This window comes from Cupriavidus sp. MP-37, assembly GCF_020618415.1.
Lineage (GTDB): Bacteria > Pseudomonadota > Gammaproteobacteria > Burkholderiales > Burkholderiaceae > Cupriavidus.
Map to the genome: position 1 here is coordinate 2,224,453 of NZ_CP085345.1, position 25,731 is coordinate 2,250,183.

Annotated in this window: 18 protein-coding genes and 2 pseudogenes; 9 read left to right on the forward strand and 11 right to left on the reverse strand. The window is 65.3% G+C overall.

Features of this window, described 5'->3' with window-relative positions; all coding sequences use genetic code 11:
* The first annotated feature begins 189 nt into the window (after window positions 1–189).
* Complete coding sequence (locus tag LIN44_RS26375; RefSeq protein ID WP_227315185.1) at window positions 190–516, forward strand: helix-turn-helix transcriptional regulator; 327 nt, start codon at window positions 190–192, stop codon at window positions 514–516.
* 307 nt (window positions 517–823) lie between these two features.
* Here LIN44_RS26375 and hchA read toward each other — a convergent pair whose 3' ends face one another.
* Complete coding sequence (gene hchA, locus LIN44_RS26380; protein ID WP_227315186.1) at window positions 824–1,705, reverse strand: glyoxalase III HchA; 882 nt, start codon at window positions 1,703–1,705, stop codon at window positions 824–826.
* Window positions 1,706–2,605: 900 nt separating this feature from the next.
* Here hchA and LIN44_RS26385 point away from each other — a divergent pair.
* Window positions 2,606–5,335: a LuxR C-terminal-related transcriptional regulator gene (locus tag LIN44_RS26385; RefSeq protein WP_227315187.1), complete on the forward strand. Its 2,730-nt coding sequence runs from the start codon at window positions 2,606–2,608 to the stop codon at window positions 5,333–5,335.
* Window positions 5,336–5,656: 321 nt separating this feature from the next.
* On the opposite strand, the gene LIN44_RS26390 is transcribed toward LIN44_RS26385, so the two are convergent.
* Window positions 5,657–6,676 carry an NAD(P)H-quinone oxidoreductase gene (locus LIN44_RS26390; protein WP_227315188.1) on the reverse strand — a complete coding sequence of 340 codons (1,020 nt, stop codon included), beginning with the start codon at window positions 6,674–6,676 and terminating at the stop codon, window positions 5,657–5,659.
* Between the two features lie 160 nt (window positions 6,677–6,836).
* Here LIN44_RS26390 and LIN44_RS26395 point away from each other — a divergent pair, with 160 nt between their 5' ends.
* On the forward strand, window positions 6,837–7,709 hold the full coding sequence (locus tag LIN44_RS26395; protein WP_227315189.1) for a LysR family transcriptional regulator: 873 nt from the start codon (window positions 6,837–6,839) through the stop codon (window positions 7,707–7,709).
* Window positions 7,710–7,881: 172 nt separating this feature from the next.
* Entirely contained in the window at window positions 7,882–8,301 is a 420-nt protein-coding gene (locus LIN44_RS26400) for an ester cyclase (RefSeq protein WP_227315190.1), read from the forward strand.
* Between the two features lie 30 nt (window positions 8,302–8,331).
* Here LIN44_RS26400 and actP read toward each other — a convergent pair whose 3' ends face one another.
* From actP to LIN44_RS26415, 3 genes are all read right to left on the reverse strand, one after another.
* Entirely contained in the window at window positions 8,332–9,903 is a 1,572-nt protein-coding gene (gene actP / locus LIN44_RS26405) for a cation/acetate symporter ActP (protein WP_227315191.1), read from the reverse strand.
* The gene (locus tag LIN44_RS26410) at window positions 9,900–10,214 is read right to left on the reverse strand and encodes a DUF485 domain-containing protein (protein WP_227315192.1); all 315 of its coding nucleotides are present in this window, start codon (window positions 10,212–10,214) and stop codon (window positions 9,900–9,902) included. Before LIN44_RS26410 ends, actP begins: the two co-directional genes overlap by 4 nt.
* A gap of 65 nt (window positions 10,215–10,279) precedes the next feature.
* Entirely contained in the window at window positions 10,280–11,977 is a 1,698-nt protein-coding gene (locus LIN44_RS26415; RefSeq protein WP_227315193.1) for a fatty acid--CoA ligase, read from the reverse strand.
* A 329-nt stretch (window positions 11,978–12,306) separates the two neighbouring features.
* On the opposite strand from LIN44_RS26415, the gene LIN44_RS26420 reads away from it, so the two are divergent.
* The 3 genes and pseudogenes from LIN44_RS26420 to LIN44_RS26430 form a co-directional block, all read left to right on the forward strand.
* Window positions 12,307–13,119 carry an SDR family NAD(P)-dependent oxidoreductase gene (locus LIN44_RS26420; protein WP_227315194.1) on the forward strand — a complete coding sequence of 271 codons (813 nt, stop codon included), beginning with the start codon at window positions 12,307–12,309 and terminating at the stop codon, window positions 13,117–13,119.
* Between the two features lie 55 nt (window positions 13,120–13,174).
* Window positions 13,175–14,227 (forward strand): phosphotransferase, encoded by a 1,053-nt coding sequence (locus LIN44_RS26425; protein WP_227315195.1) that lies wholly within the window; start codon window positions 13,175–13,177, stop codon window positions 14,225–14,227.
* A 127-nt stretch (window positions 14,228–14,354) separates the two neighbouring features.
* Window positions 14,355–14,639 (forward strand): annotated as a pseudogene (locus LIN44_RS26430) (acyl-CoA dehydrogenase family protein); the annotation flags it as partial.
* 295 nt (window positions 14,640–14,934) lie between these two features.
* Here LIN44_RS26430 and LIN44_RS26435 read toward each other — a convergent pair.
* Both LIN44_RS26435 and LIN44_RS26440 read right to left on the reverse strand, forming a co-directional pair.
* Window positions 14,935–15,717 (reverse strand): DUF4397 domain-containing protein, encoded by a 783-nt coding sequence (locus tag LIN44_RS26435; RefSeq protein ID WP_227315196.1) that lies wholly within the window; start codon window positions 15,715–15,717, stop codon window positions 14,935–14,937.
* 353 nt (window positions 15,718–16,070) lie between these two features.
* Window positions 16,071–16,826, reverse strand: a pseudogene (locus LIN44_RS26440) (diguanylate cyclase); the annotation flags it as partial.
* A gap of 354 nt (window positions 16,827–17,180) precedes the next feature.
* On the opposite strand from LIN44_RS26440, the gene LIN44_RS26445 reads away from it, so the two are divergent.
* Complete coding sequence (locus tag LIN44_RS26445; RefSeq protein WP_227316434.1) at window positions 17,181–18,509, forward strand: bifunctional diguanylate cyclase/phosphodiesterase; 1,329 nt, start codon at window positions 17,181–17,183, stop codon at window positions 18,507–18,509.
* A 383-nt stretch (window positions 18,510–18,892) separates the two neighbouring features.
* Entirely contained in the window at window positions 18,893–21,598 is a 2,706-nt protein-coding gene (locus LIN44_RS26450; protein WP_227315197.1) for a DUF6600 domain-containing protein, read from the forward strand.
* Between the two features lie 93 nt (window positions 21,599–21,691).
* Here LIN44_RS26450 and LIN44_RS26455 read toward each other — a convergent pair whose 3' ends face one another.
* The 4 genes from LIN44_RS26455 to LIN44_RS26470 all read right to left on the reverse strand — a co-directional run bounded on the left by LIN44_RS26455 (window position 21,692) and on the right by LIN44_RS26470 (window position 25,724).
* Complete coding sequence (locus LIN44_RS26455; protein ID WP_227315198.1) at window positions 21,692–22,864, reverse strand: ABC transporter substrate-binding protein; 1,173 nt, start codon at window positions 22,862–22,864, stop codon at window positions 21,692–21,694.
* Between the two features lie 377 nt (window positions 22,865–23,241).
* Complete coding sequence (locus tag LIN44_RS26460) at window positions 23,242–23,949, reverse strand: ABC transporter ATP-binding protein (RefSeq protein WP_227315199.1); 708 nt, start codon at window positions 23,947–23,949, stop codon at window positions 23,242–23,244.
* Entirely contained in the window at window positions 23,936–24,700 is a 765-nt protein-coding gene (locus LIN44_RS26465) for an ABC transporter ATP-binding protein (protein WP_227315200.1), read from the reverse strand. The genes LIN44_RS26460 and LIN44_RS26465 overlap by 14 nt, the downstream gene beginning before the upstream one ends.
* Window positions 24,693–25,724 carry a branched-chain amino acid ABC transporter permease gene (locus tag LIN44_RS26470; RefSeq protein ID WP_227315201.1) on the reverse strand — a complete coding sequence of 344 codons (1,032 nt, stop codon included), beginning with the start codon at window positions 25,722–25,724 and terminating at the stop codon, window positions 24,693–24,695. The genes LIN44_RS26465 and LIN44_RS26470 overlap by 8 nt, the downstream gene beginning before the upstream one ends.
* Window positions 25,725–25,731 lie beyond the last annotated feature (7 nt).

Below are 25,731 nucleotides of genomic sequence, written 5' to 3' on the forward strand. Positions count from 1 at the left end.
GCCGGCGCGTGCAGCGCGACCGGCGTACGCCATGCAAGCATTCGGGGTGCCTTCGCGCACCCCGTTTTCTTTCGCGGGCGCGCCGCGTGCTCGCCCGCCTTACCTTACAGCTTGCCCGACTGCTGCAGCAGTCATGGGCAGCGCATCATGATCAGGATTCCCGCACCACCGGGTGTGCCGACAGCGCCCATGAAACCGCCTACCCTTGACCGGTTTTTCTCACGCATCTATGTGCTCAAGCTGGTCCAGTCGAGCCCGTCGACGGTGCTCAGCCTGGTCGACCGGCTGCGCGAGCGCGGCATCGACAAGAACATCCGCTCGCTGCGGCCGATCCTGCGCAGCCTGATGATGGCCCGCGCCATCACCGCGGAGCTGGTCGAAGGCAGCGGACGGGTGTATTGCATTACTGCGCAGGGGCGGGCGGAACTGGAGACGTATATCTCGCATCTGGCGGTGCTGAAGGCGGAGCTGGAACCGGCTGATGAAGGGCTGGAGCGGTCCGATGCCGAGGTTTGAAATAGGAAAGGCCTAATACCGATCGGTGCGAGCGCGCAGAACGCCCTGAAGGGATGGGGCAAAATGCGATTGAGATGGAGACTCGATGCGCGAATTCGTTGGACTGCTTCCGGCAGTTGCTGATTGTCTGTTGCCGGCCCGTCACGGTCATTCGCGGATGGCTTTTTTTTGCCGGCGAAACTCGTAAGCCTAGTGGCGCGGGACGAGTAAAAAGTCACGCGCCGCCGGGCTAGAGACGTATACACGTCTGCGCAGGTCGTGCTAGTTCAGCGCCTTTAGCAAACAAGGTATTTGCGGGTACGGAAAATCAGCGCCCGCCTGTATCCTGCACTTCATTAAGCAAGGCACGCGCAGCAAGTTTGCCAAGATTGTTGCCAGCGAAGGGGCTATCACCCGTCAAGAGCTTACGGTCCTGGAACGTGCTCCCATCGATTTTGGTGTTAATGATCTCGACCCCCATGGCAGCCAGTTTTTCCCCGAAAAACCACCGTAGTGGGCCAGGCATATAGCCAATATCTGGTGTCTGCTTGTCCATGGCATCCGGGAATGCGCAGATTCGGTAGCCGCGGAAGAGATCTCCACCGTTGGGTTCACCGACGCTGGCAGAAAGCAAGGCGGCAGGTCCGTGACACAGTGTGATAATGAATTTATCGTTCTGCATCGCCCATTGCAGGGTCGCCTTCATGTCAGAGCTCTCGGGAAGTCCCATCAGGGCACCATGGCCCCCCGGAATGAAGACAGCAATGTAGTTCGTATCCTGGTCGAGGGAATCCACTACGTCGGAAAGTTTAAGCGGCTGCTTAAACTTTTGCTCATACTTATCATAGAGCGCCTTAATCTCCGCGTCTTCCGAAGGGAACGCCCACCATTCAAACTTAGTCGGATTGCCCGATAACGTGGCAATATCGAATTCGAAGCCCGCTCGGTCAAGGTGATACATGGGTAGGAGAGTCTCGACGGGATGGTTGCCAGTAGAAAAAAAGGTACCGTTTCCCGTCAGGAGATAGCGCTCATCCGCAGCGACGAGTAGTACCTTCCACCGGCCACCCTGATAAGCGTCAGGATAGTCGGCATCCGCGAGGTTAGATTTGGGCGACGTAAATTGCGAGAGTGAATAAGGGGAGGGAAAGAACGCATTGCGTTCGGCTGGGTCAGGCGTCGGCTGCTTGCTGTCTGTCTGGGACGTCATGATAGTTTCCTTCAAAAAAATCAGTTTTAGAGCTTAGTTTTCACCGGCTTCAACATCGAATGAGGGATTTCCCCCCAATTACCAGCATGGGCCATGCCGCGGAGAGGGCGATCTCGCAGCCGCCGCCACGGGGATACCTTCGACCTTGGCGATCACAGCCTTGGGAATATTGCGTAGGCGCTCGCCGAGCATCCGGGTTAGGCGGAAGGTGCGTGTATTCGAGGTTGTTTTCGGTGCCGAGCCGACACGGTGCAAGCCCGAGTGGGCGATAGAGAACTTCGGAACGGCGCCTGCAGGATGATGACGCGTCGCTGCCAAGCCATGCTGCTCGTCCCGCGCTTCCAGGGCCAAGCCAGCTTTTCCTTCCTTGAAGAACCTTACGAATCGCATGACGTTACTCCTGCATGCTTGGAACTACACATGTCACTCTATGGCCTGCGGACCCATTCGCGAGCAGTTGATTGTGGGAAGGCAAAACTCGTCTTCAGGTTTAAGAAGTAAGGACCGCCAACCAATGATCCCCGTATCGTTGCCGTGTTTGCAAGGAGCCTCCCTAAGTGGGGGGGGGCATGGTTTCGTCGGACAAGCCCCCCGCATCCCCCCCCGTTGACGGTATCCCAATTCCCTTGTGGCTTGACTTCCGTTTCGGCGATCATCTATTACAGTCGTACCCGCACCTGGTCAACTGATCCTAGTGAAGGAAAGTCAGGCGCGAGAGGCAAGGAGTCGCTATCGAATCATCAAGCCTGAGTCCGCCGCCGAGATGGTGCGCCGGGAACAGGCGAAAGAATGGGATGTGATCGTCTAGTGTGTTCCGCCCGCCGTCAGGAAGAGTTCGGGATGACCCAATCATCGCCGGTGGTTGCTGCGCAACCACCTCTATGGCGGCCAGCCTTGATCTTGACGAAGCTCGCTCCGCCGGTAACGCGCCACTATATCCATCGTGAGCGCGCCATCGGTCGATTGCGCCTTGGCATTGAGCGCAAGCTAACGGTGCTAATAGCCCCCGCCGGCTTCGGCAAGACATCGCTGTTGAGTGAATGGACGCGAGTCATGGCGCAGGAAGGCTGTGCCGTTGGCTGGCTCAGCATTGACCGCGACGATGATGATCTCTTCCAGTTTGGCGCCTATCTGCTTGCCGCGGCCAGGGATGCTTGCACGCAGGCTGGCGATCCAGTTCCGAGCCGCCTGGAGCCGGACCCGCTGGCGCCGGCGGACGTGATGCTTGCCGAATTCCTCAATGCGGTCGCGGCGCTGCCGCGGCAGATGGTGCTGGTGCTGGATGACTTCGATCGGCTGGCATCGGCTGCCATTCACGAGGCAGTGTTCCGGCTGCTGCGCTATGCGCCGGAGAACCTGCATCTGCTCGTCGCCGGGCGCAGCGAGCCGGCTTTTCCGCTGAGCTTCTTCGAGGTCCGGGGCCAATTGCTGAAGCTGGACGCGGAAGCTCTGCGCTTCGATCGCGCGGAGACACAGGCGTTCTTCTCTGCGGTTTCGGGCCACGCCCTAAGCGCGGCGCAGACTGAGGCGCTGCTGCAAGCGACTGAAGGCTGGGTGGCTGGCTTGCAACTGGCGTCGCTTGCATTGAGCACGAACGACCATACCGGCGAATTCGCGGAGCGCTTGCCGTTCGCCCGGCGCAGCGTTGAAGCGTATCTGAATGAGAACGTGTTTGTTCACATCCCCGAGTCGCTTCAGTCATTTCTCCTGCAGACCGCGGTGCTGGACCGGATGTCAGTGCCTTTATGCAATGCGGTCACAGGATCTGCCGAGGCGCATGCCAGTTTTGAGTGGCTGATGGCACGGAACATGTTCGTCAGGCCGCTGGATGCTGAGGGCCAGTGGTACCGCTATCACGCGCTGTTTATCGAATACCTGAGACAACGTCTGATTCGGGAACGGCCACACGAAGTCGCCGGGTTACATCGAAGGGCCAGTGAATGGTTTGCGGCGCAATCGCTATGGACGGAGGCCGTCAGACACGCCCTGGCAGCCGGCGATGTCGATCGCGCCGCGGCCTGGGTCGAGCAATGCGCAATGAGCCTGGTGGAGGCCAGCGATGTGCGTACTGTTCTGAGCTGGGTCGCGAAACTGCCCCCCGAGGCAGTGCGTGGCCACCCGCGATTGCGCCTGGCGCATACCTGGGCGCTCGCGCTGACAATGCAAGCCGTCGCGGCAAAGCGGGAATTGCAGGCGGTCGAGGATGACATCGGGCTCGGGCTGCTGCCTGTCACCGAGGTGGTCCGTATCGAGTTGCTGGCGGTTAAGGCGCTGATCGCGGGCCTGTCCGACGAGAGTCAGCGCTCTCTCGAAATGGGACGCAAGGTCCTGGAGCTCGGCCCGGCGGAAGGCTCATGGGCGGAAGGAATTGGCCTGACGACGCTTATCTTCGGGCTTAGCTATGCGTCCGGGTTTGGGGAAATCGAGCGGTTGCGGAACACGCTGACGTTTGGTACCGGGGCGAACGCGCCGATCTACGCAACGGTGTACCGGCAGAGCATGGTCGGGCTCAGCTTGTTCGTGGAAGGCAGGCTGGGCGAGGCCGTTCAGACCCTGGAGGACGCGCTACGCGAATCTAACACGCGCGCCGGCCGGCAGTCTGCCGCATCGGTACTCCCGGTCGGATACCTGGCCGCCATTCACTATGAATGGAATGACTTGGCCCGGGTCGACGAACTGCTGGAAGGACGGCTCGAGCTGGCGCTGCAATCCTGCTCGCTAGGGCCGTTGGTCGGCTTCTGCGTGACGATGGCCCGGCTGCGGCTGCTTGCGGGAAAGCAGGACGAAGCCTACCGGATCGTGGAAGACGCGGAAGCCGTTGCCAGGAACCGCCAATGGCTGCGCATGCAGGTCGCGTGCAAGGCCGAGGCGATCAGGATCAGTATCCAGTCCGGCGACCTGGCCCGTGCCACGAGGATCGGCCACGAACTGGAAGCGCTGGTCGGGCCGCGGCCAGCGAGCTTGCAGGGCAGTTACCTGGAGACCTGGCAGCGTTTCGAAGTGGCGCATTGCCGTCTGCTGGTGGCCCGGGGCCGGCCAGCGGAAGCCGTGCCTATCCTGCAGGGCGTGCATGAGAAACTGCGCGCCACGGGAATGCAATATCTGAGCGCCCAGATCGCGGTAACGCTCGCTGTTGCTTTGCATAGTGCCGGACAGCGCGCGCAGGCCGTACAGGCCATGCAGGAAGCGGTTGCATATGGCCAGAAGAACGGCCTGCAGCGCGTGTTTCTCGACGCCGGGCCGGTGGCCCGGAACATCCTTGAAGGCCTGCGCCAGCAGCCGGTGCTGCCGGCCGAGGTTGAGCGCTGGTATGTGGACGGACTATGCGCAAGCTTCAATGCGCCGGCCAGCGCGGTGGATGCCGCGCGTGTCGCCTCCACGGAGTATCTGGCGGAGCCACTGGCCGCTAGCAGGCTGAGCGCCCGCGAAGTTGAAATCCTGGACTACGTGGCGAGGGGGCTGTCCAACAAGGAAATCGCTCGGGCCATCCGCGTCGCGCCGGAAACGGTGAAGTGGCACCTGAAGAATATCTTTGAGAAGCTGAAGGTGAATTCCCGCATCCAGGCGGTCCGCAGCGGCCTTGGCCGTGACCTGCCCAAGGTCGTGGAACGAAACATGCCGCGGAACTAGCCGCGGACGCGCAGTCCGATTGCGAACCACTCAGTCCCCCTCATGTCCTTTCCAGCCATACCTGCGTTCTTTGCCAGCCGCATGGACGCAGGACGCGGATTCACACTCCAGCACACGATACGTGTCACGTTCATGGTGGCGGCAAGCGTGCCGACCCCGATCTATGCGCGCTATCGCGAGCGATGGGGGGTCTCCGCAGTCATGCTGACTGCCTTGCTGACCACGGGCACCAAGGCAAGGATGAGCGCACGCGGGGCACGGGTACCGGAATGGTCGGAGCGGGCGGTATCGCCCGCGCCCAGGTTATGCAGCACAGCGGCGCTACTTATCCATCTTCAGCACAATCTTGCCAATATGGGTGCCGGAGTCCATAAGCTCATGGGCTGCTCGCGCCTGCTCCAGCGCAAAGGTCTGGTAGATCAATGGCTTGACCGCGCCAGACGCCAACAGCGGCCATACCTGCGCCTCGAGTTCGCGAATGATCTCGGCCTTTTCCTCAGGTGTGCGCGAGCGCAAGGTCGACCCGATATGTGTGAGTCGCTTGGTCAGCATCGGGAACAGGTCGACTTCCTTGGCAACGCCTTTTATCACGCCAATTTGCACGATGCGCCCGTTAACGGCCGCGGCCGCGTAGTTCCGGGGGACATAATCGCCGGCGATAATATCCATCACGACATCGACACCCTTGCCATCGGTGACCCGCATGACGGCGTCGACAAAATCCTCATCCAGGTAATTGACCGCGTAATCGGCGCCGAGGGCGAGGCTGGCGTCGCGTTGTGCGTTCGAGGCGACGGTGGTGATTATCTTGGCCGCGCCAAAGGCCTTGCTGAGCATGGTGGCCGTGGTGCCGATCCCGGAAGCGCCGCCATGGATCAGGATGGTGTCGCCCCTGGTGAACTGACCCCGCTGGAACAGGTTCAGCCAGACGGTCATGAACGTCTCAGGCATCGCGGCGGCTTCCACCAGTTCAAGGCCCTCGGGCAGGTGCAAGGTATTGTGCTCGCTGGCGACACTATACTCGGCGTATCCACCCCCCGGAATCAGGGCGCAGACAAGGTCGCCGACCTTGAATCCGGTGACGCCCTGGCCGAGAGCCACCACCGCGCCCGCTACCTCGAGGCCCGGAATGTCGGACGCGCCGGGAGGCGGATCGTACAGTCCCTTGCGCTGGAACACGTCGGGGCCATTGACGCCCGCAGCATGGTGGCGGATCAGCAGTTCGCCTATGCCGGGCTTAGGGACCGGACGTCGCGTGGGCACCAGCACTTCCGGGCCACCGGGATGTGTGATTTCGATGGCGGTCATCATATCGGGGATCTTACTCAGAGGCGAATGCATGGCTTTTCCTGGATAACTTGTGAACGCTGGCGAAGAATCCGTCATGGGATTACCGTCGCGGTTGAGGGAGTATAGGCAGCAGGAATTTGATTATGTGATGCAGGTTTTCATGGCTGCCATGCAGAATTGCATCGGCCCTCCTTGGGGCATATAGGGCGATATGAATTGGGACGATGCCAGGGTATTTCTGGCGCTGTATCGGGAAGGAACGCTGCGCGCCGCGGCGCGGGCGCTGGGCGTGGACCAGGCCACAGTCGGGCGGCGCCTTGCGGCACTGGAAGGCGTGGTCGGGGCCACCCTGTTCCTGCGCACGTCCTGCGGCTACGTGCTGACCATGGCGGGAGAGAGCGTGCTCGACGCAGCGCAACGCATGGAGCAGTCGGCCAATGATTTTCAAAGGTTGACGCAGGGCGTTGACGATCGCCTTGCAGGGGAGGTGAGGATTACCACGACAGATTCGCTGGCGCTGGATTTCCTAATGCCTGCCCTCGAGGCGCTGCATGCTAAGTATCCAGACATCGCGGTGCAGATTCATGCATCGACGCAGATGCTGAACCTGGCCCGGCGCGAAGCCGATCTCGCGATCCGTACAGCGAGGCCCGACAATCCCGACCTGATCGCGCGGCGCCTGGCGCAGTGGCCAATGGGCCTGTATGCGTCGCCTGCTTACCTGAGGGCGCACGGAGAACCACAACCCGGGACATCTTTGGCTGGGCACGACCTGGTGGTGTATCAACCTTACGTGAAGGCCTCGCGTGAGCCCATGCTGGTGGGAGAACCGATCTCGGGCGGGCGCATCGTGGCGGCAGTCAACTCCAGTCTGATGCTGCGCACCGCCATCAAGGCGGGACTGGGCCTCGGCGAGATTCCCGTCTACATGGGCGAGGCCGACGGCCTGGTGAGGCTTTGGCCGGAACGCAGCCGCGATGCACCATACGAGGTGTGGCTGGTGACCCACAAGGACTTGCGCCACAGCGCCCGGATACGCGTAGCGATCGAGCAAATTGCGCTTGCCTTTGAGGGCCTGCGCTAGCGAGCGAGGCAGCGGTCATATCGTCCCGGCTGATGGCGCTGGCGCAGCCCACCCGTTCGGGGAGGGGCATTGACAGAGTACGGCGAAGCGAGATGATGGGCGGGAGGGCAGGCACGCGCGCCGCGGCGCATCGTGCGCGAGCCCTCGCCCTCACCTAACCCCCGGGAGACCGATGATGAGCCAGATCGAGACAGTCCAGGCGTTTTTTGCGTGTTACCGCGAGCATGACCTGAATGGCATGCTGGCACTGCTCTCCCCAGGGGCGCGCGTTGACTATGTCCCCATGATGCTGGAGGGCCCGGCTGGCGAGACCGGGAAGACCATCTGGAGCTCGCTGATGGATGGCTTCCCGGATCTGAGTAATGCTGTCACCGCGATCTATGCTGCCGACGATCGGCGCACTGTCATTGCCGAAGTCACCATTACCGGAACGCAGGCCAAAGACGTGTTGGGGATAGCGAACCGGGGCCGCTCCTTCTCGCTGCCGCACGTCTTTATCGCCCGCGTGGACCAGGATGCCAGGATCGAATTCATGCGCGCCTATTGGGACAACGCGGCGTTGTATGCCGCGTTGTCCGATGCAGCGGCGTAGGCCTGGCCGTGCCTGGCGGTGCGCTGGCCGTCAGTGGCTCGATGCTGCCGACGCCCCATGGCCAGTCTGTGCGCGCACCAGGCGCGCATCGAAAGCCTGGCGCTCTGCCTGCGCCCTCGCGCTCTTGTCGAAGCGCGAGCACAGGTACGCGACCAGGAACGCAAACGGGACTGTGAACAGCGCCGGGTGATCGTACGGAAAGACTGCCGCGGGATGCCCTAGCACATTCTTCCAGACGGCGGGCGAAAGGATCACCAGCATTACCGATGACACCAGGCCAGCCGCCACGCCCCATACCGCGCCGCGGCTGGTGAGGCCGCGCCAGTACATCGAGAGCACCAGCACCGGGAAATTCGCCGAAGCCGCCACGTTGAAGGCCAGCGCGACCAGGAATGCGAGGTTCTGCCCCCTGAAGCCGATGCCGAGCAGCACCGCGACTACGCCGATGACCAGCGTGGCCCGCTTGGTCACGGCGATCTCCGCCACCTCGGTGGCGGTGCCGCGGCGCAGCACATTGGCGTAGATGTCGTGCGAAATCGCGGAAGCGCCAGCCAGCGTCAGTCCGGAGACCACGGCGAGGATGGTGGCAAAGGCGACGGCCGCCAGGAAGCCCAGGAAGAGGTTGCCGCCGGTCGCGCTGGCGAGATGCATGGCAACCATGTTGCCACCGCCGAGCAGTTTTCCACCGACCTGGCCGGCTTCAAAGAACCGGGCGTCGGTGCCGACGATCACAATCGCCGCAAGGCCGATGGCGAACATGGCAAGAAACATGTAGCCAATGCAGGTGCTGGCCACCAGTACGCTCTTGCGTGCCTCGCACGCATTCGGCACCGTAAAGAAGCGCATCAGGATATGCGGCAGCCCGGAAAGACCGAGCACGGTGGCTACGCACAGGGAGAGCGCCGAGACCGGATCGGCGAACAGCGTGCCAGGCGCGAGCAGTGCCGGGCCGCTGCGGTGTACCGCGACCGCCCGGGCGGCCAGGGTCTCGAAGCTGAAGCCGAAGTGCGCCAGCGACAGCAGCATCAGCAGCGAGCCACCGAACAGCAGCAGTACCGCCTTGATGATCTGGACCCAGGTGGTGGCGAGCATGCCGCCCACGGTCACGTAGACCATCATCAGTGCGCCGACGCCGATGACGGCGTAGGCATAGTCGATGCCAAACAGAAGTTGCACCAGTTCGCCGGCGCCCACCATCTGCACGATCAGGTAGAGCAGCACGACCACCAGGCTGCTGGCTGCCGCCATGCAGCGCGTGCTGACCGGATCGAGCCGATCCGAGATGATATCCACGAAGGTAAATTTGCCGAGATTGCGCAGGCGTTCTGCCATCAGGAACAGCATGACCGGCCAGCCGATAAAGAACCCGACGATATACAGCAGCCCGTCGAAGCCGCGCGCATAGACCAGGCTGACCACGCCGAGCAGGGTAGCGGCCGACATATAGTCGCCCGCCACGGCCAGGCCGTTCTGCATGCCGGTGATGCCGCCGCCGGCGGTAAAGAAGTCGTTGGCGGTCCGGGTCCGCAGTGACGACCAGTACGTGATGCCCAGTGTCAGCGCGACAAAGAGCAGGAACATTGCAATGGCCTGGAGATTCATTGCGCTGCCTCCGACAGAATCTGCTGCACCAACGTCTCGAGCGTGCCGTTCGCCCGGTGCACGTAGAACCACGTGCAGAGCCATCCGAGCAGCACGATCCCGACGGCAAGGACGATGCCGACGTTGAGCCATGTGCCGGCATGAAGCGGTTGGGCGAGGCGCTGCGGCTGCATTGCGATGGCAATCATCAGCGCGAGATAGGGCGCCAGGACCACGACGAGCAGCCCGCGCGACAGGCGGGAGCGACGGCGGACCAGCTCGCAGAACCTGGGATGGCGCCGGATGCGCTCGGTATGGCTGGGATCTTGCATGGGTTGTCTCCTCAGTTTGCTTCTTTAGTAGTAACGCGCCTTCCACGCGGGCATGCGCTGCCGCTTCATGGATGGGTGCCGGGAAGGGAAGGTGGCGGAGAAGAGGTCTGGGCGGCCTGGTACTGTTCACGAAGCAGCCGCTTGTTGATCTTGCCCACGCTGGTCTTCTCGATCGCGTCGACAAACAGCACCCGTTCCGGCACCGCGTACTTCGAGATCGCGCCGCGGCGGACGAAGTCGCGAAGATGCTCCTGGATGTCGGCGGCTTCGGCTGACTGTCCAGGCCGGAGCACGATCAGCGGCAAGGGGCGTTCGCCCCAACGCGCATCCTTGATGCCGATAACGGCCACCTCGCTGACCGCAGCGTGACGCGAGATCAGGTCTTCGAGCTCAAGCGACGACACCCACTCGCCGCCGCTCTTGATGACATCCTTGATTCGGTCCGTGACCTGCAGGTAGCCATCGCTGTCGATCGAGCCGATGTCGTTGGTATGGAGGTAGCCCCCAGCCCATAGGTGTTCAGACTCCGCGGCGTTGCCAAGATAGCCTTGCGTAAGCCACGGCGCGCGGACAACGATTTCGCCGCTGGACCTGCCGTCATGCGCGATATCGCGCATGTCGTCATCGACGATACGCAGGTCGACCAGGGGAATCGGCAAGCCGGTCTTGGTACGCACGTCAAGCTCTGTGGCGGCATCGCCTAGCAGTGTCGTCTTGACCTGTGCCAGCGTGAGGATGGGGCAGGTCTCCGACATGCCGTAGCCGGTGAATACGTCGATGCCCCGGTCGATGGCGGCCTGGGCCAGGCCGCGCGGCAGTGCCGAGCCGCCCACGATAATCTTCAGGCCACTGAGGTCCACCCCCGCCGAATCCGGGTGCGACAGGAGCATATGCAGCAGCGTGGGCACGCCGTGGGAGAAGGTGACGCGCTCGCTCTGAATTAGCCGAAGGAGGTGATCGGCAGCATAGCGCCCCGGATAGACCTGCCTGATGCCGAGCGCAGTCGCCACATAGGGCATCCCCCATGCGTGCACATGGAACATCGGCGTCAGCGGCATGTAGACATCGTCCCGATGCACGCGACCCTGACTGGGAGCGCCGGTCAGCGCCGCCATGGTCGCCAGCGTATGCAGCACGATCTGCCGGTGGCTGAAGTACACGCCTTTGGGCAATCCAGTGGTGCCGGTAGTGTAGAAGGTCGTGGCGCGCGCGTTCTCGTCGAAGTCAGGAAATGCGTAGTCAGGCGGCGACGCGGCCAGCAGCGCTTCGTACTCGGTGGCGAAGCCGTCGGGCAACGGCGTGCTCTCGATTGCGAGGGTGTCCTCCCCGATCAGTACAAAGCACTCGATTGTTTCCAGCTGATCGCGGATCGCCGCGATCACGGGCAGGAAGTCCGCATGCACGACCAGGAGCTTTACGCCCGCATGATTCAGCGTGTAGGCAATCTGCTCCGGCGAGAGCCGCACGTTGACCGTCATCAGCACGGCTCCCATCATGGGGATGCCGAAGTAGGCTTCGAGGTAGCGATGGCTGTCCCAGTCCATCATCGCCACCGTATCGCCGGCCTCGATGCCCAGTGATTGCAGGCCACTGGCTAGTTGGCCGACGCGGTGACGCATAGTCCAGTAGCTGTGCCGGACCTGGGCGCGGTAAACGATTTCCTGCTCAGGGTTGATCGCCAGCGGCGCGTGCAAAAGCTGCTTGATCAGCAGCGGATATGCGTACGCGGATGGCGTGCGTGAAATAGGTTTAGGCCGTGACACGGAGAGAGACTCCTCGATCGCTGTGGCGGCGGCCTGGCCAGCACGCGCAGCTTGCCGTGCACGGCTCGCGCCAGGGGACACCGGATGCCTGGCAGCGTAAGCGCCCGCGCACGGCTTTCCAGCCCCCCGATAGGGGAGGTCTTGCGAGGGTGGCCTGCGGGGGATGCCACTGCTCGCGTCGCCTCGCTGCGCGGCGGTGGCCTCCCCGTTTGGGTGGCTGGCTTTTCGATCGCGGCGGCTTAACCTTTGCCTGCCCATCGGAAGCGGCCGACGATGCCACGTCACGAAAGATCTCCGCTCCGACAACCGCGTCGAAGGAGACTCCATACATGGCTTCCGCCCCTCATTCCGCCCCGCTTTCGGACCACTGTCCCGCTCCTGTCTTCCCGGATCTCGACGGCAAAGTGGCACTTGTCACTGGCGCATTCGGCGGGCTTGGCCGCCACTTCGCGCTGACACTGGCCAACGCGGGCTGTCGCGTGGTTCTTGCAGGCAGGCGCCTGGCGGAGGGCGAGCGCTTGCTGGCGGAAATCCGTGCAGCAGGCGGAACAGGATGTGTGGTGCCACTGGATGTATGCGACGCCGACTCCGTTTCTGGCGCATTCTTCCAGGCTGAGCAGGCGCTGGGTACCGTCGAGATTGTCATCAACAGTGCCGGCATTGCCACCACCGGGCCCGCGCTGGAAACGACCGAGCAGGACTGGGCGCGCGTGATCGATACCAACCTGAGCGGAGCCTGGCGCGTTGCCCAGTACGCCGCCCAGCAAATGCGGGATTCGGGCCGGCGCGGCAGCATTGTCAATATCGCTTCCATTCTCGGGCTACGGGTCGCGCAGCAGGTTGCCGCGTACACCGCCGCGAAAGCCGGGTTGATCCAGCTGACTCGGGCGCTCGCTCTGGAATGGGCTCGGCATGGCATCCGCGTGAACGCGCTGGCGCCGGGGTATTTCGCCACGGGCATCAACCGAGAGTTCTTCGAAACCGACGGCGGACAAGCCATGATTCGGCGGATCCCCCAGCGGCGCCTGGGGCAGCCGTCCGAGTTGGACGGCGCATTGCTGCTGCTGGCGTCAGAGGCTTCCACCTACATCACCGGTTCCGTGCTGCCCGTCGACGGCGGGCATCTCGTCAGCACGCTGTGATGCAGTATTGGGCCGGCGGCACGCGATCCCGCACACAAGCTAGAAGGAAAGACCGATGAACGAAACTCAGGGCGACTGGGATGCGCTGGCAAGGCTGCTGCATGCGCGGGGGCTGATTGACCAGGCATTGCTCACTGCCACCCGCCTGACCGGCGGCCAGTCCAATCCGACGTTCCTGATCTCGTCTGGCAAGCAGCGCTATGTCCTGCGTATGAAGCCGGCCGGGCAGGTCCAGGCCAAGGCGCATGCCATCGACCGGGAGTATCGGGTGATGCGCGCTCTGGCGGGCAGCGACGTGCCCGTCCCCACCGTGTACCTCTATAGCGAAGACCTCTCCGTAGTCGGCAGCCCGTTCTACCTGATGGAGTACTTGAATGGCAGGGTGCTGGTGGACCAGTCGCTACCCGGCATGCAGCGCGAAGAGCGCAGAGCGATCTACGCGGAAATGAATCGCGTGATCGCGGCGCTGCATCGCGTCGATGTCCACTCGGCCGGACTTGCCGACTACAGCCCGAGCGGGGATTATCTGGCTCGCCAGATTGCCGGGTGGACGCGTCAGTGCCGCGCAACCGGCGCTGCAGGTCATTCTGCCATGCAAGCCCTGATGAGCTGGCTGCCGAGGAACATTCCCGCAGTCGACGGCACCAGTCTCGTCCACGGCGACTTCCGCCTCGACAACCTGGTTTTCCATCCGACTGAACCGAAGGTCATTGGCGTGCTGGACTGGGAGTTGTCTGCGCTGGGACATCCACTGGTCGACTTCGCCTACCACTGCCTGAGCTGGCACATCCCGTCATCGTTGTGGCGCGGCGTCGCCGGCCTTGACCTCGCTGGCCTCGGCATCCCGAACGAGGACACGTATATGCAGTGGTATCTCGGTGCCAACGGTACGGCGGGTGTCGAGCATTGGGATTTCTATATCGCCTACAACCTGTTCCGCCTGGCGGCCATCATGTTCGGGATCGCTGAGCGTGCCCGGCAAGGCAACGCGGCGGCTGCCGATGCCGTGGAGACCGGCCGGAAAGCCGGGCCGATGGCTGACCTTGGGTGGCACTACGCGATGCGCTACGAAGCCATTCGGAAGTGTCCCCCGCATCCGATGCCATGAAGACGTCGGAGGCGCCAGCACTCAATGTGCGAGGTGCGCGTTGGTTCAGGGGGCGACCAGGGCCTCACTCGCTCGCACTCGCTGCCGATTTGCCCATCTAAAGGATGCTCACCAATGACGTACCGTGCTCCTCTCTGTGGTGAAGGGCTGGAGCACCGAGCTGTCGATCGATGTCACCAGCCTCGGCGTGCAGGTGCATGGCGGCATGGGCTTTATCGAGGAGACCGGTGCGGCGCAGCACTACCGCGACGCGCGCATCCTGCCGATATACGAGGGCACCACGGCGATCCAGGCCAACGACCTGGTCGGCCGCAAGAACGTGCGCGACGGGGGCGCGGTCGCCCGCGCGATCTGCGCGCAGATCGCCGAGACCGAGGCTGCGCTGGGCCGGCACGACGACGCCAAGGTCAGGCTGTTTGAAAAGGAGCAAGTATCTGGCTCAGCATGTCCGCACCCCCGTCCGTTGAGTACAGCCACCGCTTGCTTCAACGGTGTTCGGTTCGTTCTGCTCGATGTTGGAACGTCCGTTGCCAAGCCCGGAGCGGCCGGTCGAGTGTCCACGTAGGTACGCCGGCGAGTGTCGAAAACTGGCCGAACTCTGCCGCCGGACTACGAGTTTTCCCTGGCGATGAACCATAAAAAGAGCCGGCCCCTCCGGGCCGGCCTCCCGCACGCTGCCCGCCTGCCACGGGCAACCGCGGCAGCGGTTATTGCGTGGTCACCAGTTCCAGGCCGGCTTGCGACTCGTCGTCGCCGCGCGCGACCAGCACCTTGATCTTGTTTGGCGTCAGGCCGGCGATGCCATCCGACGGGATGGTGGTGATCAGCCAGTCGGCGTTATTCGCCAGCGTCAGCGCGCCGGAGTCGAAGATCACGGTCTTGGTGCCGGCCGGGGTGATGCGCAGGCGATAGGTGGTGTTGCCGTCCAGGTCGATCGAATCCTGGCCCGAGGCCGGCGAGGCCTGCTTGTAGCCCACCGCGGCGAAGGTCGGGCCGACCGAGTTCAGGTCGATGGCGGGCATGGTCACGTAGATGTCGACGTTCTGCGCATTGAACGAGGCGTTCAGCGCGCGCACGCGCGCCTTGTTCGACAGCAGGCCCTTGCCGAACGGATCGTCGATCGTCACCGTTTCCGCGGTAGACGCGCCCGGCAGCGCCACCACGGTGTACTTGTGGCCGGTGGCTGCCACCAGGCTGCCACGGGCCAGTTCGGTCTGCGTGCCGGCGGCGTTGAACGAGATCAGCTGGTTGCCGGTTTCAACGTTGAAGTAGGTCGAGACGAACTTGTAGGGCTTGTTGACCATGCTGGTCAGCGCGCCGTTCTGCAGCACGTCGACATTGGGTCCGCCGGTGACGGCGTGGATCACGCGTACGCTCGGCTTGCTCAGGCCGATGCGGTCGTCGATGCCGTCATCGCCGCCGCCGCACGCTGTCAGCACCGCGGTCGCGGCCAGCGCGAGGCCGAGGAACAGGGTCTTGGATCGAAGCATGGGGTCACCTCTTGCTGTTGGAGTCAGAGACGAGCTGGCCCATGCCGGCGCGGATCGCGGCGGCCGCGTGGCCAGTTGCTATCTGGTATGCAGGCGCGGGATCACGCTTGCCGTGATGCAACGATAGGTTTGAAGCAGTAGGCCAGACAGGCGCGACGCTCCGAATTCAGTGTCGGACGATTCCGACAGGAAGTGATGCCTGCGCGGGGATGCAAGGCGGCGCGCCTTGGCAGCGCAAGCGCGGCGGCGCGACGGGATGCGGCCGCGGGCCGCCATGCCGCCTGCATAGATGTGTAACCGGTTGTTGCCGCTGCGGTTGCCGACGCGATTGCCGACGCGATTGCCGCCGCGGCTCAGGCTGGCGACATCATGACCTGGTTGCGGCCATTGCGCTTGGCCTGGTACAGGCCGGCATCGGCCGCCTGCACCAGCTGGCTGGGTTGCGCGTCGGGTTGCGGCACCAGCACCGCGCCGCCGATGCTGACCGTGACGCAGCCGAAGGCGGGCGAGCCGCTGTGGGCGATGGCCAGCCCCTGCACCGCGCGCCGCACTTTTTCGGCGAGCAGCCGCACGCCGCCGGGCGAGGTGGCCGGCAGCACCATGGCGAACTCTTCGCCGCCGAAGCGCGCGGGCAGGTCGGTGGCGCGCACGCAATTGTCGCGGATCACCGCGGCGACGCGGCGCAGCACGTCGTCGCCGGCGACGTGGCCGTAGGTGTCGTTGTACGCCTTGAAGGCGTCGACATCGATCATCAGCAGTGCCAGCTCGGTCTGCTCGCGCAGCGCGCGGCGCCATTCCGCACCCAGGTATTCGTCGAAATAGCGCCGGTTGGACAAGCCGGTCAGGCCGTCCGAGTTGGTCAGGCGCTGCAGCTCAAGGTTGGTCTCCAGCTGCTGCTGCTGGCTCTGGCGCAGCGCGCGGTAGGCTTCGTCGCGCTGCAGCTGGTTCAGGTACGAGCGCGAGTGGTAGCGGATGCGCGCGATCAGCTCGATGCTGTCCGGCAGCTTGACCAGATAGTCGTTGGCGCCCGCGGCAAAGGCCGCGCCCTTGGTCGCGGCTTCTTCCTTGGTCGACAGCACGATGATCGGGATATCGCGCGTGGCGGGGTTGTGGTCACCACCTGGTTGACCACGCCCATCAGTGCCATGACCAGCAGGATCAGCGAAAAGCTTGCCAGGATGCGCGTGCGGATGGTCCATTCATTCACGAATTCACGATGAGATCCCGGTGATGTTCTTGTTCAGGGCGCGGCCGGACTGCGAGCGGCGGGGGCGCCGATGCGCGGTAGGGTACTGTATGCAGCCGCCCGATTCAACGCGCAGCAGGATCCCGGCGGGCGCGGCGTTGCGCCGGCGCCTAGGGGTTTTGGCGAGTACCGGAACTGCTTGATTTTTTCCAAGTTTTCGTCACACTTGCTAAATTGCTAGCGGGTAACAATGTCGACAATTACAGATGGGGCAGGGATGGTGGCCAAGTCGGGGGCGAAGTCGGCTGGCGCCTCGCCAGGCTCGGATCTCGATCCGCTGACCGGCGTTGACAATCGCCAGGGCTTTCTGAAGCGGCTGGAGGCACGCCTGCATAGCGAGGCTGTGCCGCGCTGCGCATTGCTGCTGATCGGCATCGACGATTTCCGCGCCTTCAACGACATGCACGGCCATGCCGAAGGCGACATCATCCTGCAACGCGTGGCCCGCCGCCTGCGCGATGCCTCGCCCCGCGACGCCGTCATCGGCCGCATGGGCAGCGACGAATTCGGCGTGCTGCTGCCTTCCATTGCCGATCCCACGCTGGTGCGCCACGTCAGCGCCGCGATCCTGTCGATGCTGTCCTCCCCCCACGAACATGCCGGGCGCCGCCATCATGTGCTGGCCAGCATCGGTGCGTGCGTCGCGCCCGCGGCCGGTGAACAGGGCTCGGACATGCTGGCGGCGGCGAGCCTGGCGCTGGCACGGGCCAAGCACGACGGCGGCCGCACCATCCGCTTCTTCAAGCCGCAGATGCGTTCGGACGTGACCACGCGGCTGTCGCTGGTGCAGGCGCTGCACGAAGCCTATGCCCAGCGCCAGTTCGAGCTGCTGTACCAGCCCCAGGTCAACCTGCGCGACGGCCGCATCCAGGGCGCCGAGGCGCTGATGCGCTGGCGCCATCCCACCCGCGGGCTGCTGACGCCGGCCGCCTTCATCGACGCGCTGGCCGGCAGCAGCATCGCCAGCGATGTCGGCATGTGGCTGCTGCAGACCGCCTGTGCCCAGGCGCGTGCCTGGGCGCTGGCGTTCCCGACGCCGCCGCGCGTGGCGATCAACCTGTTCGCGGCCCAGCTGTCCGAAAGCCGCCTGCTGACCGAAGTGCGCCACGTATTGCGGGCGCTGGAGCTGGCGCCCGAATGCCTCGAGATCGAGATCACCGAGACCATCGCCCTGCAGCAGGGCGACGAGGTCTCGGACCAGTTGCAGGCGCTGCGCCGCGACGGCATCACGCTGACCTGCGATGACTTCGGCACCGGCTACGCCTCGCTCAGCTTCCTGAAGTCGTTTCCGGTGGACCGGCTCAAGATCGACCAGTCCTTTATCCGCAACGTGACCGAAGACCCGGTCGACGCGGCCATCGTGCGCTCGGTGATCAACGTGGGTGCCAGCCTGCACATCGGCGTGGTGGCCGAAGGCGTGGAAACCCCCGAGCAGCGCGATTTCCTGCTCGCCAACGGCTGCCATGAGGCGCAGGGCTACCTGTACGGGCGTCCGATGCCCGCCGAGCGCCTGACCGAGATGCTGCGCCAGCAGTCCGGCCGCTGAGCGGTAAGGCCGTTTAGATAAGGTTTCAATTCCTGCCGTCATTCCCGCGAAAGCGGGAATCCAGCGTCGTTAGAAGTCACTGGATCCCCGCTTTCGCGGGGACGACAGTCGCTTAACTGTCGCCAAGCGAGCCAAAGTTGTTTCCACCTTTGTCGGCGCGCCAGGCCCCGCCACGGCGGCGCTGGCCGCCGGCCCGCGCGCAGCCTGCCGCGCCCACCGGGCAGGCCGCCCGGCATCGCCGCCTGGCGAAATACGAGCTTACAAACTGTGCCGCGCCGCACGCGCCGCCGCACTCCGGGGCCATGTATGGTGACAATAGGGCTGCCGCCGGCGTGGGCCGGCCTGCCCGCCGATCCCAGTGGTCGTCCTGCTCCTGCCCTTCCATGTCCGATCTCTTTCAATCTGCCGGCCCGGCTTCTGGCCGCATTGGCGGCCGGCTCGCGCTGACCGCGCTGGCGGCAGCCGCTGGCCTCGCAGTGGCGGCTGCTGCACTGGCACAGGTGCCCGCCGCGCCGGCCGAACCCTATCTCGATGCGCCGGTTGCCGACGCCGCGCTGCAGCAGGCCGATCCTTCGTCGCGCATCGCCACGTTGACGGCGGTCGACGGCAACCTTAGTTTTGCGCCGGCCGGCTCCGACGCTTGGGCGGCGGCCGGGCTGAACCGGCCGGTCACCACCGGGGACCGGCTCTGGCTGGAACCGGGCGGCCGCGCCGAGCTGCACGCCGGCACGGTGGCGCTGCGCATGGGCGGCGCCACCGCCGCCAGCATCCTGAACCTGGACGACAGCACCACGCAGGTCAAGCTGACGCAGGGCACGCTGCAGGTGCGGGTGCGCGCGTTGCCGCCGGGCCAGACGGTCGAGGTCGATACCCCGAACCTGGCCTTCGTGCCGCGCGAGCCCGGCGACTACCGCCTGGACGTGGCGCCCGACGGCAGCACCACCACCGTGATCATGCGCCATGGCAGCGCGGTGGTCTACGGCGACAGCCGCACGATCGAGCTGCAGCGCGGCGACCGCATGCGCTTTGCCGGCACCGACCTGGCCGATGCCGGCGGCGGCCCCGCGCCCGAAGATGCGTTCGACCGCTGGACCGCGGCGCGCGACGCGCGCGAGGACGCTTCGCAGTCGGCACGCTACGTGCCGCGCGAGATGCCGGGCTACGCCGCGCTGGACGGCTATGGCGACTGGCAGGAAGACCCGGGCTATGGCGCGATCTGGTTCCCGCGCGTGGTCAGCGCGGGCTGGGTGCCGTACAGCACCGGCCACTGGGCCTGGATCGCGCCCTGGGGCTGGACCTGGATCGACGACGCGCCGTGGGGCTTCGCGCCGTCGCACTATGGCCGCTGGGCCTATGTGGGCTCGCGCTGGGGCTGGGTTCCCGGGCCGCGCGTGCGCCCGTGCTATGCCCCGGCGCTGGTCGCCTTCGTCGGCGCCGCCGGGCCCAGCTGGAGTGTGCGCATCGGCAGCGGGCCGGGCGTGGCCTGGTATCCGCTGGGACCGCGCGACGCCTACCGGCCGGTCTATCGCGCCAGCCCGACTTACGTCGCCCGCATCAACCGGGTCACTGTCAACAACTTCGTGATGGGCGACCGCCGCCCGCCGCCTTACGCCAACCGCACCGTGCCCGGCGCCATCACCGGCATGCCGGCGCGCAACTTTGTCGAAGGGCGGCCCGTGCGCGGGCTGCACCGCCCCGAATGGCGCAACCTGCCGGCGGGCGAGGCCCACGGCGCGCCGCCGGTGGCGCCGGTCAAGGGCAGCCTGGTGGGCGCGGCGCCGATGCGGCCGCTGCCGCCGCAGGCGCGCCATGGCTTCGAACGCCAGGCCATCGCCGCGCGCCCGCCCGGTCGCCCGGCCACGGAAGACCTGGCCCGGCGCTTTGCGCGCGAAGGCGGCGTCGTCCCCGGTGCCGGCCCGGCCTGGCGCGGCGGCAACGAGCGCCGTCCCGGCCGCGACGCACGGCCGCTGCCGGACGTGCGCATGAGCCAGGCCGCGAACGCATCGCGCGACCACGTCCCAGCGCAGCCGCGCCCCGGGCGTATCGATGCCGACGGCGACGGCCGCGCGGATCGCAACGATGCACAGGCCCGGGGCGAGCCCTGGCGCGGCGCTGGGCGTGGCCAGACCACCCGGCCCGACGAGGCGCGCGGCTTTGCCGGGCAACCGGGCGTGCCAGGGGATGCGCAGCGGCAGCAACAGGCCATGCAGCGTGAGCAGCAGCGCCAGCAGATCGAGCAGCAGCGCGCGCTGCGCGAGCAGCAACGGCAGCTGGACGAGCAGCGGCAGCAGGGCATGCCGCCGCGCCAGTGGGCCGACGGTCAGGAGCGCCCTGACCCGGCGCGGCAGTCGCAGGAAATGCAGCGCCAGCGCTTCGAGCAGCAGCGGCAGAGGCAGGAAGCGCAGCAGCGCCAGGCCGAACAGCAGCAGCGGCAGATGCAGGACCAGCAGCGCGCGGCGCAGGAACAGCAGCGCCAGCAAGCCATGCAGCGGCAAGCGGATCAGCAGCGGCAAATGCAGGACCAGCAGCGCGCGGCACAGGAGCAGCAGCGCCAGCAAGCCATGCAGCGGCAAGCGGATCAGCAACGGCAAATGCAGGACCAGCAGCGCGCGGCGCAGGAGCAGCAGCGCCAGCAAGCCATGCAGCGGCAAGCGGATCAGCAACGGCAGATGCCGGAGCAGCAGCGCGCGGCGCAGGAGCAGCAACGACAGCAGGCCATGCAGCGGCAGGCCGAGCAGCAGCGCCATATGCAGGAGCAGCAACGGGCCATGCAGGAGCAGCAACGCCAGCAAGTCATGCAGCGCCAGGCCGAGCAGCAGCAGCGCCATATGCAAGAACAGCAACGCGCCATGCAGGAGCAGCAGCGGGCGATGCATGAGCAGCAGCGCCAGCAGGCCATGCAGCGCCAGGCCGAGCAGCAGCAGCGGCAGATGCATGAGCAGCAACGGCAGATACAGGAGCGCCAGCGCCAGCAAATGGACCAGCAGCGCCAGCAAATGGACCAGCAGCGCCAGCAACACCAGCAACGCGCGCAGCATGAGCGCGGCCAGTTCGAGGCGCGCCAGGGCCGCGACGGCGATCGCCGCTAGCCACGCCCGAGCGCCGCAATAAAAAACCCCGGCAGGCCTCGCGGCCTGCCGGGGTTTGTGCTGCGCGGTGCCGTGCCGGCAGCGTGTCTCGCCTTACTTCGCCAGTTCCGACAAGCGGACCTGCGAGATCTTGCCGTTCTGCACCCAGCCGACGACGGTGTCGGCCATCGAGCCGCCCTTGGCATCGATGCCGTCGACTTCGTTGGGGTTGACCTCCTTGGCCAGTCCCTTGACCGCGTCCGGCATCTTCGCGCGGATCGCCGCCGCATCGCTGGTGGTGCCGGCCAGCTTCATCGCCCCGGCCAGCGCATACACCATGGTGTAGTTCAGCGACATCTCGGTGGTGGCATCGCGCCCGTCGTGCAGCTTCTTGTAGCGGGCATTGAAGGCCTGCGCGGCGGGGCGGCTGTCGTTGACCAGCGGCAGCACGCCGATCGAGCCTTCCAGCATGCCCAGGCCGTTGGTGACCCGTGCCATCTCGTCCATCTTGGCCTGGTCCATCACGATAAAGCCGCCCTTGAAGCCCAGCTCGCGCGCCTGCTTGACCACCAGCGCGGTGGGCTCGGAGGGGCCGCCGACGAACATCACGTCCGGCTTCTCGCTGATCGCGCGCGACACGCCGCTGTAGAAGTCGGTGGCCTTGGTGTACGACATCGGATTGTTCGCCACCACCTTGCCGCCCGCGGCTTCCCACGCCGGCAGGAAGGCCTGCACCCAGGCCTTGGCGTAGTCGTGGTCGGCCGGGGCCAGCGCCACGTTCTTGCCATAGCGCTTCATCTGCGCCTTGATGAACGGCTCGATATAGCCGGTATAGGCCGGCGGGATGCGGATGGTGAGCTTGTTGCCGGCGTCGGTGATGCGCGGCACGCTGGAGTAGGCCATCACCAGGAATTTCTCCTGCTCGTTGAAGGCCTGCAGCGCGAAGATGCCGCCCGAATGCGGCACGAACACCGCCGGGGTCTTGTGCTGCTGCACCAGGCGGCGCCCGTTGATGGCGGCCTCGGCGGGCGAGTACTTGTCGTCCAGCGCCACCACCTCCAGCTTGACCTTCTTGCCCTTGACCTCCAGGCCCGCGGCATTGATCTCGTCCACGGCCATCTGCACGCCGGACAGCACGTTCTTGCCATACAGCGCGGCGCCGCCGGACAGCGGGCCGGTGTAGCCGATCTTGACGACTTCCTGCGCCAGCGCGGCGCCCGAGGCCAGCATCGCGGCCAGGGCGGTGGCGGCGAGCGGGAAGATGCGGCGCATAAGGTTGTGTTGCATGGTGTTGTCTCCTGAAAGTACGGCTTGTCAGTTCCGGTTGTCTTCAATGACCCCTCGGTTTTCTACCCTCTCCCGCGTGCGGGAGAGGGGCGGGGGTGAGGGCAGGACGTCGTTATGCCAACGCTTTCACTTCGTTGCGACGCCTGGCCCTCACGCCAACCCTCTCCCGCAAGCGGGAGAGGGAGCAACCAATTGCTGCGAGCGGACTCTTCACTGCTTGTTTTCTCCCCTCTCCCGCGTGCGGGAGAGGGGCGGGGGAGAGGGCGGGACGTCGCTATGCCAACGCCTTCACTTCGTTGCGATGCCTGGCCCTCACCCCAACCCTCTCCCGCAAGCGGGAGAGGGAGCACGCAATCGGTAGTGGAGGGCTTTCGGATTCAGCCCCCGATATACGCCTTGCGAATCCCCTCATCCTTCAACAACGTATCCCTGTCCCCCTCCATCACGATCCTGCCGCTCTCGATCACATACGCACGATGCGCAATCCCCAGCGCCGCATACGCGTTCTGCTCGGCCAGCAGCACCGTCGTGCCCGCGCGGTTGATGCGCTGGATGATCTCGAACATCTGCTTGACCACCAGCGGCGCCAGCCCCAGCGACGGCTCGTCGAGCAGCAGCGCGCGCGGGCGGCTCATCAGGGCGCGTCCCAGCGCCACCATCTGCTGCTGCCCGCCCGACAGCGAGCCGGCCGGGTCGTCCCTTTTTTGCCGCAGGATCGGGAACAGTTCATAGACCTCGTCCAGCGTCTTGCGGATGCCCGCGCCGTCGCGCCGGTGCACGTAGGCGCCCAGCACCAGGTTCTTCTCCACGCTCATGGCCGGGAACAGCTTGCGTCCCTCGGGGCAATGCACCAGCCCGGCCTGCACGATCTGCGAGGGCTTCATGCCGGACAGCTCGCGCCCGTCGAAGCGCATGCTGCCGCCGCTGATGCGGTGGATCGCGCTCATCGCCAGGAAGATCGAGCTCTTGCCGGCGCCGTTGGCGCCCAGCAGCACCACCAGTTCGCCGGCGCCGGCGTGCAGGGTGATGTTGTCCAGCGCGCGGAAGCTGCCGTACGACAGCGAGACGCGTTCAAGCTGCAACATGGTCGGCTCCCAGGTAGGCCTCGATGACATGCGGATCCTGCTGGATCTGCGCGGGCGTGCCTTCGGCGATCTTCTCGCCGTAGTTCAGCACCATGATCTTGTCGGCCAGGCGCATGATCATGTCCATCTTGTGTTCGATCAGGCAGACGGTCTTGCCATGGCGCACCATCTTGCGGATCAGCTCGGCCAGGCCGACGGTCTCTTCCGGGTTGACGCCGCCGGCGGGCTCGTCGAGCAGCAGCAGCTCCGGGTCCGTCGCCAGCGCCAGCGCGAACGCCACGCGCTTGCGCGCCTCCTGCGTGATGTCGGCGGCAACCTCGTGCGCCAGGTGCGACAGGCCGACGAAGTCGAGCGCGGCTTCGGCCTTGTCGCGGCACAGCCGTTCTTCCTCGCGCAGGCGGCGCGTGTTGAACAGTACGTCGCCCAGGCCGGAGCGCGTGCGCAGGCGGTGGCCGACGATCAGGTTGTCGAGCACCGTGGCGCGGTCGAACAGCGCCGTGGCCTGGAAGGTGCGCGCCACGCCCAGGCGCGCGATCTGGTCGGCGCGCAGGCCCGCGATGTCCTGGCCCTTGAACAGGATCTGGCCGGAGGAGGGCGCATGGGTGCCCGCGACCAGGTTGAAGAAGGTGGTCTTGCCGGCGCCGTTGGGGCCGATGATGGCGTTGATATGGCCTGGCTCGAAGGTCACCGAGACATCGTGCACCGCGGTCAGGCCGCCGAATTTCTTGGTCAGGTTGCGGATCTCAAGCATGGTCGGCTCCGGCGCGGGTGGTCGGGACAGCGGCGGTGTTGCCGGCGGCAGCGGGCTGGGCCAGCTTGCCGCGCCGCTCGGCGGCGGCCTTGCGCGCCTGCTTCTTCAGGTAAGAGCCGACGATGCCGTCGGGCACGAAGATGATCAGCAGGATCAGCACCGGGCCGAACACCAGCATGCGGTAGTCCTGCATGAACTGCAGCGACTGCGTGATCCACGGCACCAGCACCGCGCCCAGCAGCGGCCCGAAGATGGTGCCGATGCCGCCCACCAGCATCGACATCACCATGTCGAAGGTCAGGTCGGTGCGGGCGATGTCCGGGCCCAGGAAGCGCACCTGCCCCGCGTACAGCGCGCCCGCCAGGCCGGCGTAGCCCACCGACAGCACGAACGACAGCACCTTGGTGCGCATCAGGTTGATGCCGAGCGCCTCGGCCAGCGCGTCGCTGTTGCGCACCGCCATGAAGCTGCGGCCCAGCAGCGAGGTGACGATGCGGTGCATCAGGAACACGCCGACCGCGAGGAAGGCCAGCACCAGGTAATACTGCGCCTGCACGCTGTCGAAGCTCAGCGGCCCGATCGCCGCCGGCACCGGGATGCCGATCAGGCCCACGGTGCCGTGCGTCAGGCTTTCCCACTTCTCGATCAGCAGGTAGATGATGTAGCCCACGCACATGGTGAAGATCGAGAAGTAATGGCCCTTCAGGCGCAGCGACACCACGCCGACCACATAGCCCAGCACCATGCACAGCACCCCGGCCAGCACGAACGCTAGCCAGAACGGCACCTGGTAGTCCACGGTCAGGATCCCCAGCGTGTAGGCGCCGATCGCCATGAAACCGCCGTGCGCCAGGTTCAGCTGCCCGGTATAGCCGGTGATCAGGTTGAGCCCGAGCGTGGCGATGGCATAGATGAAGGCCAGCGTCATCACGGTCAGGTAGTAGCTGTTGGGCGTGACCAGCGGGAAGGCGATGGCGCAAGCCAGCAGCAGCATCCAGCCGGTCTTTCCTTGCAGTGCTTTCATGTTGTGC

What these genes read in the sequence shown, in the direction of transcription:
- LIN44_RS26375 (WP_227315185.1), top strand. Translation starts at nt 190, where the DNA reads ATGAAACCGCCTACCCTTGACCGGTTTTTCTCACGCATCTATGTGCTC.
- LIN44_RS26420 (WP_227315194.1), top strand. Translation starts at nt 12,307, where the DNA reads ATGGCTTCCGCCCCTCATTCCGCCCCGCTTTCGGACCACTGTCCCGCT.
- LIN44_RS26465 (WP_227315200.1), bottom strand. Translation starts at nt 24,700, where the DNA reads ATGCTTGAGATCCGCAACCTGACCAAGAAATTCGGCGGCCTGACCGCG.
- LIN44_RS26425 (WP_227315195.1), top strand. Translation starts at nt 13,175, where the DNA reads ATGAACGAAACTCAGGGCGACTGGGATGCGCTGGCAAGGCTGCTGCAT.
- LIN44_RS26470 (WP_227315201.1), bottom strand. Translation starts at nt 25,724, where the DNA reads ATGAAAGCACTGCAAGGAAAGACCGGCTGGATGCTGCTGCTGGCTTGC.
- LIN44_RS26450 (WP_227315197.1), top strand. Translation starts at nt 18,893, where the DNA reads ATGTCCGATCTCTTTCAATCTGCCGGCCCGGCTTCTGGCCGCATTGGC.
- LIN44_RS26445 (WP_227316434.1), top strand. Translation starts at nt 17,181, where the DNA reads ATGGTGGCCAAGTCGGGGGCGAAGTCGGCTGGCGCCTCGCCAGGCTCG.
- LIN44_RS26455 (WP_227315198.1), bottom strand. Translation starts at nt 22,864, where the DNA reads ATGCAACACAACCTTATGCGCCGCATCTTCCCGCTCGCCGCCACCGCC.
- LIN44_RS26435 (WP_227315196.1), bottom strand. Translation starts at nt 15,717, where the DNA reads ATGCTTCGATCCAAGACCCTGTTCCTCGGCCTCGCGCTGGCCGCGACC.
- LIN44_RS26410 (WP_227315192.1), bottom strand. Translation starts at nt 10,214, where the DNA reads ATGCAAGATCCCAGCCATACCGAGCGCATCCGGCGCCATCCCAGGTTC.
- hchA (WP_227315186.1), bottom strand. Translation starts at nt 1,705, where the DNA reads ATGACGTCCCAGACAGACAGCAAGCAGCCGACGCCTGACCCAGCCGAA.
- LIN44_RS26400 (WP_227315190.1), top strand. Translation starts at nt 7,882, where the DNA reads ATGATGAGCCAGATCGAGACAGTCCAGGCGTTTTTTGCGTGTTACCGC.
- LIN44_RS26390 (WP_227315188.1), bottom strand. Translation starts at nt 6,676, where the DNA reads ATGCATTCGCCTCTGAGTAAGATCCCCGATATGATGACCGCCATCGAA.
- LIN44_RS26460 (WP_227315199.1), bottom strand. Translation starts at nt 23,949, where the DNA reads ATGTTGCAGCTTGAACGCGTCTCGCTGTCGTACGGCAGCTTCCGCGCG.
- LIN44_RS26395 (WP_227315189.1), top strand. Translation starts at nt 6,837, where the DNA reads ATGAATTGGGACGATGCCAGGGTATTTCTGGCGCTGTATCGGGAAGGA.
- actP (WP_227315191.1), bottom strand. Translation starts at nt 9,903, where the DNA reads ATGAATCTCCAGGCCATTGCAATGTTCCTGCTCTTTGTCGCGCTGACA.